This is a genomic window from Morganella psychrotolerans, from assembly GCF_001676055.1.
GTDB classification, from domain to species: Bacteria; Pseudomonadota; Gammaproteobacteria; order Enterobacterales; family Enterobacteriaceae; genus Morganella; species Morganella psychrotolerans_B.
Genome location: NZ_LZEX01000014.1, coordinates 39,255 through 45,532, shown reverse-complemented (window position 1 = coordinate 45,532; position 6,278 = coordinate 39,255). Strand labels below are relative to the sequence as shown.

The window sequence follows — 6,278 nt, the reverse complement described above, 5'->3', positions numbered from 1 at the left end:
AGATCCTGGCGCTGAATATTACGAAGAGCGGTACAAAGAAAGGGTACTAAAAAATCTCAAACGCCAAGCCGAGAGAATGGGTATGACTTTACAGGCAAAAGAAGAATGTGTTTCTTAGGAAGGCTACAGCGCTGGTGATGTCGGACTCTCTGAACAATTCTCGCTGATCGAGAAACTCAGTCGGCGCTTTAGTATAAAACAGCTGTGTAACGTGTTCAGTGTTCATCGCAGTAGCTATCAATATTGGCGTCATCGCTCAAAGACACCGTCAGTGGAACAAATACGGCTTCGGGCTCTTGTTCGAGAAGCCCATGAAAGCAGTCACGGTTCTGCTGGTGCTCGTACTATTGCTGACATTGTATCGAATACAAAACAGGTTCCTTTAACGCGCTATCGTGCAACTAGATTAATGAAATTACTTGGCTTAGTGAGTTGCCAAACACCAAAGCATCGATATAAAAAAGCGACTCAAGAGCACGTTGAAATACCGAATTATCTCGGACGTCAATTTGCAGTCACGGAGCCAAACCAAGTTTGGGTGGGTGATGTAACGTATATTTGGTCAGGTAATCGCTGGATGTATCTTGCGGTTGTGATGGATTTATTTGCTCGAAAGCCCGTTGGTTGGGCGGTGTCATTTTCACCCGATAGCCAACTAACGGGAAAAGCATTATCAATGGCTTTTGAATCAAGAGGTAAGCCAAGAAATATGCTGTTTCATTCAGATCAAGGAAGTCATTATACAAGCCGTCAATATCGCCAATTACTATGGCGTTATCAGATAAAGCAAAGTTTATCTCGACGAGGTAATTGCTCGGATAATGCGCCGATGGAGCGATTTTTTCGAAGCTTAAAGACAGAATGGGTACCTATTTTAGGTTACCGTAATTTTATAGAAGCACAGCAAGAAATAAACCCGATATATCATTGGGTATTATAGTCAGATTAGACCGCATCAATATAACGGTGGCTTAACGCCCAATGAGTCAGAACGATTATATTGGAAAAGCTCTAAAACTGTGACCAAATTTTATTGACCACTACAACATTAGAGGACCTTATATCCGGCAAGGCTTGCTCTGAGAGCAAACGAGAAAATGCGTGTTACTTTGAATCCAACGGTCAAACAAAGCCTGTGAGCGATGGCGATAATACTATTGAACTGAAGATCACTGTTCCTGAACGGCAGTTTATTGCAAAAGAGTACCCAGCTAATAGCGCAAAAGACCCTTTTAAAAAAGACTCATTTGACTTCGAACTAGTGCAAAGATTAAACCACTTTGATTATCCAAACCAAGGTACAACCAGCCTTTGCGGTCCAGCTGCATTATTTTATAGCATTCTTGTTGATAGGCCTGATATATATGAGCAAGCCGCAAGAGAATTATGGCTATATGGTAAAACAAAAATAGGCAAACTAGAAATAGTTCCAACTGAAAGCTGCAAGAGGCCTTCAGGTTCATTTTATCGAGATAGCGGAAGATTGAAAGTTTCAGGGTTAGACTGGATCACGCTTGCTAGCTTACGTGATTCTGAGAATATCATCTTCAGCTATGGCTCCGCAGAAGATGAAGCCGCAGGTGTCACAATGTGGGGAATGTTATCAGAATGGTTTGAGAAGGTTGGGTATGAAAAGGTATTTGACAATATTAGCTTATCTTCATCTAAGTTAGAGGATATCCTTACCCTAAATCAATACCAACAAAAAGGGTATGTAGTTGTTTCGCTTATCTCTGCGGGAATGCTTACGGGCTTACCTAACACTGATACTTCAAATAAAAACCATTGGATTGTTTGGAATGGTACTATTACTGGAACAGATGGCACAACTCTTACCGATCAAGTGAATTTAGATACAATAGTGAACTTGAAGTGTTTTTCCTGGGGGGAGGTTAAACCGTGGGTCAAGGAAAATAAACCTCTTAGTTATGTGTTAAATCACACGTTTGGCGCTCTCGTATTCAAGCCGGTATTGTAAATGAAAACACTCATTATAGTAATTTTAACTTTGGCATTAGCAGGTTGTGGCAACCCAACACCTAAAGTTACTCCTGATAAATTAACAACAGCAACCTATGGTGCTTCTTATAACGAAGTAATTAATATATCAGGAGGGTACATAAGTAGAAAGAGTATCGACATCATAATTACCCCCCCAGATTCTGGGCTAACCTGGAGTCCAGAGGTATCCTATTTGACTTTTCAAGGGGAGACTCAAAAAAACGAAGATTTTCATACCATAACTATTTCTGGAGTTCCATTAATCAAGAATCCTATTCAGATATATATATCGGGTAATACCTACGGGACTTCCTACGCAGGAAAAGAATTCAAGAAAATCTATAAAATTGATGTAAAATAATTAATGCCATGCTAATTATGAAAGATTGATTAATCAAAATCGGTGAGGAATTACCCTCACCGGTATCGTTCACCTGCGTTGAATCGTTCGATAAGACCAGGCAAGGTGTCGGTGAGCTCATAATGGGCGATGGCTTTATCGCTGACGGATTGCCGCATTACGCCATTTTCCACGATAACAAAAGCCATAATTCCGCTATAGATAGTCTTCTCTCCATCGGAAACCTCGACAAACACACCTGGCTCAATGAGTTGTCGTTTAGGTTTGGCGGAGGGGCTAGCACTCGACGCCCGGTCACCTTTCTTTGTCTTTGAGCTACCCGGCATAAACTGTCCACCTTTGTAATACTCTCCATTAATGCCGATTTCACCGCCCTTCTTTGCCTGACCTTTCATACTGACCTCAAAAGAAATGCCGGGATGAACACCCGGCCATAAAATGGTACCCATCCAACTCGACCCAGCACTCACTCATCTGGATGTAGTTCGGAACATCCTTTGCTTTGCAATGCGCAAAGTCGGAGCCTAAAACACTGGCCCCGACCAGCAAGACCAGCGACACTGAAAAAATAGCTTTTTTATTCATTTCGAGGCCCGATTAGATAAAACGGAAACCGTCGTTGTATCGGGCGACCAACGATTCGATACAGTCGGTTAACCCACACATACCGAGCGCCGTGTCACTGGCGTTAATGCACATCACACCGTCTTCATTGATGACGACTACGGCCTTAACACGATCAAAGATGGTTTCTTTACCATATTCAACCAGCTCGTAGCGATCAGGTTCAATCAGTAAGCGACGCATATCTCGGCTTTTTCGTTGAGTTGTTTGAGTCATAAGTTATTCCTGTTAATGGTTATTCCCCCATAGTGTGGCACGGCCCATTCTGGGGACGAAATGACGTTACTTTTCATAATGATTCACTTTTTCAGACCCATAATCGCCCCCGCGAAATATCAGTTTTCAAAACTGCGTCGTGATTTTAAAGCAAAAAGGTCGCAGTTAAGCGACCTCTTGGCCTGTCAGCCCGTAATCACAAAGGTGGGGACATCCACACTGATCGAGACACGGCCTAGAAACGATGTTATAGCCTGTTTATCCAGTGCTCCCAGGTGACGTAATTCCGTTGCCATTTCCGTTAATAACGTGACGTTGTCACGCATAAACCGATTCACGATAGCGACCTGTTCGGCGTGCAAGGCATTAAACGCCGCTATATTGTGACGAAGAGAGACGTCATGGCCGTCATCGCACATCAGAACCTGACCGAAACCGTTCTGAAGGTAGCGCCCTGCTTGTTCCTGCCAGGTGCGCATATCCTCCAGGGCTCCTTCATATTGCTTGCCATAAACAGCCAACTCAGCAGCCGAACCACCGAGCGCCAACAGCATGCGCCAGTAAAGCTGATCTCGCGTTGCCCGGCCATCAAGTGCCACGTTGCTTTCCATATAGCCCAGTCGTAGTTCATTACCGCGCGATTCTTGAGCGAGCCCCATCCGCATTATTTCGGGGTGCGTATTCTGAAGGGCATATACCAGCGCATGACCGCACTCATGGACTGCCGTTAGCATCAACGAGGCTTCCGTTCGGTGAATGGGGGCTGTTGGACGCCCGTATGCCACACTCATCGATTGAACCTTGGATTTACCGATACATAACCGGCACAGGAAGATGACAAGATAAACGCTGACCACGGTGCTAATTGCCAACTCAGGGGATTCAATGGCTCCGTCAATAATGTCGTTAATCACACCTTGGATCTGCACCAGAAATCGGCAGGCCAGTTGAAAGGTGACGATCAACAACACGATATCGTAGAGGACCCCACCCAGGTAACGGAGATAGTGGAATGATGCGGTTCGCATAAACGCGGTGACCACCAACCAAATTACAGCCAGAGGTACGGCCAAATCTAACAGGTTAATAATCGTTTTTGTTGCACCCGTCGCGGTGTCAGGTGAAGGCCATCCAAAGAGTGACCAGACAAAGAGCACTGCCAATGTGATGAACGATAGGTACTCACGAACAAAGGCGGTACCTCTAACCCAAAGCGGAACCTGTTGCTTACCCATGACATTCCTCCCAGAGATGGATTGGACCATTGGTTTGACGACCCTGTAGCGGTCGGGCTAAAACAGCGGAGTTTCTCACGTTGCGATACCGGCCAATTTCAGTCTCCACTTTCACTCATACTCCTCAGACATTTGAATAGAGGCTCATAGTATTCGGGGGCGGACGAGGATGGAAAATTTAACGCCCTCGTTTTGTTGGCCTTTTTCGTTCATCGCTTTCGGGGTGGGTGTTATCGTTCACGAAACCCATAATGAGGATGTTTTCATGACCAAAATAGCATTAGGCCTGCTGGTGGCATTAGCTTACGCGACGTCTGCTCAAGCCAGTTATACCGTGCTTAATGAGTCAGACAGAGATGCACGAGAAGCCGCTAACTATGATGGCGGGTTGTACGGCACAGGTAACAATGCCCTTGCACCGACCCTCCCCGTAGAGCCCAAAGTGGAACTGCCTCCAATCAGCAGTGTTGATGTAACGGCGTTCAATGTGGCAGGTATTTCACTGGGCATGGAACTTGACGCCGCATTGGAAGCGGCGAACAAGCAAGCCCAACGACGCGATATCGCGGCTGTACGAACCCAATCACGCAATGGGAAAGTTGCGTCACTGACCTGGGGGAACGTGAACGAAGAGACGATCGTCAACTTGATTGAAGGGACGGGTGACACGCCGGAGATTAGCCGGGTGAAGTCAATTCGTTATTCCTTCAATAACCCGGAAGCGCTGGTGGCTGGGGCTCTGGAGAAGTACGGTGAACCGAGCGTTCGGGATCTCAACAAAGGGAAGCTCACCTGGTGTTCAGCGGAGCGCGACATTAAAAGTCAGTGCGACATGAAGAAACCGTGGATGACTATCGACACGTATACCGTTTCCACCATTGGGATCCTGGACATAACCGATCCTACGTTGGTGAAGGCACCTGTTACAGTGGGTGTGGCGAAGCCTATTAAGGAAGTCACTGCGGAAGACGAAGGCTACACAGGCCCGCTGCCAGGCCTATGAGTCAGGTAGAAACCAGTTAAAGCTGGTTTCTACCCCTCTACCCCTAAATGCATGAACCACCGGAAGTATCAATAATCTGCCCTGTTATCCATCGGCTACGGTCGGACGCTAAAAACGAAACCACGTCAGCGATATCTTCGGTTTTGCCAACTCGTGAAAAAACAGAGAAACCAGACGCTATTTTTTGAGCCTCTTCAGCATGAAGCCAGCCACTGTTCATGTCGGTATCGACTACACCAGGTGCAATGGCATTGACGGTGATATTTCTTTTTCCGAACTCAAGTTGCCAACGAAAGTGTCAACGCGTTGATAGCGCCTTTTGAAGCGGCGTAAATTGCTCGCTGCGGATCGGAGACTCGGGTTAAAACAGTTGAAACGTTGATAACGCGGCCCCCCGTATTGATATGAGGTGCGGCGGCCTTCAACAGAAAGAATGGAGCTTCAACATTAACAGACATGACTGCCTGGTAGTCATTCAATGTTGTCTCAATGAGTGACGTAGATGGTGCTATCCCAGCGCAGTTAATCAGAATATCAACATCGTTATAGCCTTTGTCCTTCAGCCGGTTATAGAATGCTTCCCATAGCCCGAGTGCCGCTTGTTCCGCGTTGTTCCCGAAATCTGCGGTGAAAATGTCGGCCTCAACATTAAGCGCGCGCAGTTCGGTTACGACATGACGTGCAGCCTCCTGATTTTTACCACAGTGGATCCCTATATAACCGACCCCATCCCTCGCCAGCGACAAGACAATTTCTCTGCCAATACCTCTTGAACCCCCCGTTACCAAGGCAATTTTTTCTGATGCTGTTGTGGTTAAATTGACCATTCTGTTTTCTC

At 46.2% G+C, this 6,278-nt stretch carries 7 protein-coding genes and 2 pseudogenes; 4 read left to right on the top strand and 5 right to left on the bottom strand.

Features of this window, described 5'->3' with window-relative positions; all coding sequences use genetic code 11:
- Window positions 1–118 precede the first annotated feature (118 nt).
- From AYY17_RS10975 to AYY17_RS10965, 3 genes and pseudogenes are all read left to right on the top strand, one after another.
- Window positions 119–1,037 (top strand): annotated as a pseudogene (locus AYY17_RS10975) (IS3 family transposase); the annotation flags it as partial.
- Between the two features lie 98 nt (window positions 1,038–1,135).
- The gene (locus tag AYY17_RS10970; protein WP_067423725.1) at window positions 1,136–1,978 is read left to right on the top strand and encodes a hypothetical protein; all 843 of its coding nucleotides are present in this window, start codon (window positions 1,136–1,138) and stop codon (window positions 1,976–1,978) included.
- On the top strand, window positions 1,979–2,362 hold the full coding sequence (locus tag AYY17_RS10965; protein ID WP_067423723.1) for a hypothetical protein: 384 nt from the start codon (window positions 1,979–1,981) through the stop codon (window positions 2,360–2,362). It abuts the gene before it with no gap.
- A gap of 56 nt (window positions 2,363–2,418) precedes the next feature.
- Here AYY17_RS10965 and AYY17_RS10960 read toward each other — a convergent pair whose 3' ends face one another.
- The 3 genes from AYY17_RS10960 to AYY17_RS10950 form a co-directional block, all read right to left on the bottom strand.
- A complete protein-coding gene (locus tag AYY17_RS10960) occupies window positions 2,419–2,811 on the bottom strand; it encodes a hypothetical protein (RefSeq protein WP_235845365.1) in 393 nt (130 codons plus the stop codon).
- Between the two features lie 148 nt (window positions 2,812–2,959).
- Window positions 2,960–3,202, bottom strand: a complete 243-nt coding sequence (locus AYY17_RS10955; protein ID WP_067423722.1) for a hypothetical protein — start codon at window positions 3,200–3,202, stop codon at window positions 2,960–2,962.
- Between the two features lie 185 nt (window positions 3,203–3,387).
- Window positions 3,388–4,437, bottom strand: a complete 1,050-nt coding sequence (locus tag AYY17_RS10950; protein ID WP_162271113.1) for a hypothetical protein — start codon at window positions 4,435–4,437, stop codon at window positions 3,388–3,390.
- Window positions 4,438–4,606: 169 nt separating this feature from the next.
- On the opposite strand from AYY17_RS10950, the gene AYY17_RS21265 reads away from it, so the two are divergent.
- The gene (locus tag AYY17_RS21265; protein WP_082981374.1) at window positions 4,607–5,440 is read left to right on the top strand and encodes a hypothetical protein; all 834 of its coding nucleotides are present in this window, start codon (window positions 4,607–4,609) and stop codon (window positions 5,438–5,440) included.
- A 43-nt stretch (window positions 5,441–5,483) separates the two neighbouring features.
- On the opposite strand, the pseudogene AYY17_RS22745 reads toward AYY17_RS21265, so the two are convergent.
- Window positions 5,484–5,708, bottom strand: a pseudogene (locus AYY17_RS22745) (SDR family NAD(P)-dependent oxidoreductase); the annotation flags it as partial.
- A gap of 10 nt (window positions 5,709–5,718) precedes the next feature.
- Window positions 5,719–6,267, bottom strand: a complete 549-nt coding sequence (locus tag AYY17_RS10940) for an SDR family NAD(P)-dependent oxidoreductase (protein WP_011039620.1) — start codon at window positions 6,265–6,267, stop codon at window positions 5,719–5,721.
- Window positions 6,268–6,278 lie beyond the last annotated feature (11 nt).